Origin of the sequence: Moraxella caprae DSM 19149 (genome assembly GCF_000426885.1) — a bacterium.
GTDB lineage: Bacteria > Pseudomonadota > Gammaproteobacteria > Pseudomonadales > Moraxellaceae > Moraxella > Moraxella caprae.
In genome coordinates, this window is sequence record NZ_AUGF01000088.1 from 1 (window position 1) to 2,821 (window position 2,821).

Genomic DNA, 2,821 nt, shown 5'->3' on the forward strand with positions numbered 1-2,821 from the left:
CCCCGAGCTTGTTGAGGGGTGGCGGAAAACCGTTATGGTTCGACAAGCTCACCACGAACGGTTTTCCTTATTTTGGGTTTTGCAGGAAGTCTATTATTTCAAATGATACCTACCCATTAAAATAATCAATTTTCCCTAATATCCCAAACACGCTATAATACCCCCACTTTCATCACTTAGGACTACTCAAATGGCAAAAATCCGCAACCTTTTTACCCCCTTTTCCCTTAAAAACCTTGAACTCAAAAATCGCATTGTAATGCCCCCAATGTGCCAATATTCTGCCACAGACGGTGTGCCAAACGACTGGCATTTGGTGCATTACACCAGCCGAGCCATTGGTGGCGTGGGCCTCATTATCGTGGAGATGACCAATGTCGCCCCCAACGGTCGCATTAGCCCAAACTGCTTGGGGCTGTGGAATGATACGCAAAAAGACGTATTCAAAAAAATCGTGGACAGCGTACACGCACACGGGGCGAAAATTGCCGTGCAAATCGCCCACGCAGGTCGTAAAGCCCAAGATGAGCCGAATGCCGTTGCCCCGTCCGCCATTCATTATGGCGAGCTCGATTATGCTGGGCAAAATCTCATCACGCCAAAAGAGCTGACCACCGATGAAGTCAAAGAGTTGGTTGGGGCGTTTGCCAATTCGGTCAAAAGAGCGGTGGAGGCTGGTTTTGATGCGATTGAATTGCACGCGGCTCACGGTTATTTGATTCATCAATTTTATTCGCCAAAATCCAATACTCGCACCGATGAATACGGTCAAGATAAAGCCTTGTTTGGCGTGGAAGTGATTGCTGCCGCCAAAGCGGTAATGCCTGCCGATATGCCCTTAATCGTGCGAATTTCCGCCCAAGAATATGGCAAAGATGGTTTTGACAGCGATTATGGCGTAGAGATTGCCAAACGATTTTCTGACGTAGGGGCGGATATGTTTGATGTGAGCGGTGGTGGCGATGGCGTACTCGTTAAGGGCAATCACCCTGAATTTTATGCAGGCTATCAGGTGGATTTGGCTAGGAAAGTCAAACAAGCGACAGGCAAGCCTGTGATTGCGGTGGGTATGCTGGACAATGTGGCGGTGGCTGACCATATTTTGGGCGTGGGCGATGCCGATTTGGTGGCGGTGGGGCGTGGGCTTTTGCGAGACCCCTATTGGGTGCTGAACGCCCAATATCAGCAAAATGGGGCGGACAGCAGTGAGGTGCAGTTTGTGCCGAGACAGTATGTGAGGGGGTTTGCTTAATCAATGAGCCATTTTTAATCATCGAGCCGTTGTCAAATTGACTTTGGACAACGGTTTTTTATTTTTTTATAACTCCATTTCACTCATAAAGCTCAGTATACCCAAATGCAATACATGATTTTTATTTTCAAGAACACAATAATCTGATATACTTATTTGGGTAGTAGGTGTGTTACTTCTCGATACTTAGTGTGTGATTTAAAAAATTATGTATAGCTGTAGGGCATGGTATGGACAATAAGTTTTCACAATTTTTCAATAAATATGGTTTTGTAGAGCTGATTCATAGATCGTATTCAGAATCAACCTTTTTGCAAAGCAGAAGAATTAGTTCTTTGGGTAAGGCTGTAATTGAGTTTTCAGCAATATACCATGTTTGTGCTAAAAATAATTTAATAGATGATAAGGATTTGACAAACGCATGTAAATCACTAAGAAATTACCTTTACGAATTAATTTATCAAAACTTTCCTTTAAATGAAAGCTTCTTAAGAATAAAAGTCGGCAATGGGCTAACAAAAGACGAAATCAGCACCGATAGATTTGTATTGGAGGCTTTCAATTTATATATTGGCAATATAGCTGTTTCAAATAGCTTTCAGGAAGTTCTTAAGGATATTTGCTCGCTTTTTCCTCAGCAAATATCCTTAGGGAGTGGAGAGGATCCCAAGACAACTTTACAGGAATTTTTGCAGAAAAGAAAAATGCTACCGCCCACATATTTAACAGATGATGGTCAAAAAGTCGATGGCACAACCTATAAATATACCACATATTTAAATATTAGTGATATGAATATCAAAGTGGTAGGAATGGGTAGTAGTAAAAAGAAATCACAAAAAGATGCTGCCAGTAAAGCATGTGAAAGGCTAAATTTAAGCAATAGAAAGGCATATATTTCATTATCAAAAATAAGTTTTGACTTCATAAGTAATGACAGAGGACTTAAGAAAAAACATATCAACCCCTATTTTTATGAAATTTTTGATTTTGATGCTGATTGTGATATTTTGCCCGCATTCATACACCAACGGATGAAATCAAATGGATTGAGGTCTCATCGAAGATTTGCAATGTTAGGAGCAGATTTGTTGCAGGTATTCAAAGTTTTCGCTCTGTATAAAAATGACAGTCTAAATGTTGATGAGCAAGATAGACTAAATTCAATTTATAGTTATGATTTCTTTTTAAAACAAATTAAGAAAGATGGCTTTTTTAGGATTGAAACTTTCCCTTATTATGATAAAGGAGGTGAGTATCAGCATGATGCTTATAATATCGATTGTATACAAGCCCTATATGGTTTAAGTTTTATTTTTTACCTTGAAAAATATCCAAGTCAAACCATTTCTGAATTGGTTACGGCAATAAGAGCTTTCGAATGGTTTTGGAGGATGTTGGAAAGATCTGAGTCTGAACTAGATGGCTCTACTTATGTTGTAAAAAAATTACTAGACCTCCTGCAAAACCCTTCCTATGCTAAAATACCTCAATGAACTATGAAGCCTCCACACACCTATCCGACACCAAATTCAAACGCTTAGTTGGCATTGAACGCAGGGTTTTTAA

Annotated in this window: 2 protein-coding genes; both read left to right on the plus strand. The window is 40.2% G+C overall.

Annotation, left to right across the window (positions count from 1 at the left end):
• The first annotated feature begins 190 nt into the window (after positions 1-190).
• On the plus strand, positions 191-1,252 hold the full coding sequence (locus K941_RS0112280) for an NADH:flavin oxidoreductase/NADH oxidase (protein ID WP_029103826.1): 1,062 nt from the start codon (positions 191-193) through the stop codon (positions 1,250-1,252).
• Positions 1,253-1,482: 230 nt separating this feature from the next.
• Complete coding sequence (locus tag K941_RS0112285) at positions 1,483-2,748, plus strand: putative dsRNA-binding protein (RefSeq protein WP_029103827.1); 1,266 nt, start codon at positions 1,483-1,485, stop codon at positions 2,746-2,748.
• Positions 2,749-2,821: the final 73 nt, after the last annotated feature.

Bases quoted from the DNA above. Each gene is read 5' to 3' on its own strand.
- K941_RS0112285 (WP_029103827.1), top strand. From the start codon at position 1,483: ATGGACAATAAGTTTTCACAATTTTTCAATAAATATGGTTTTGTAGAG.
- K941_RS0112280 (WP_029103826.1), top strand. From the start codon at position 191: ATGGCAAAAATCCGCAACCTTTTTACCCCCTTTTCCCTTAAAAACCTT.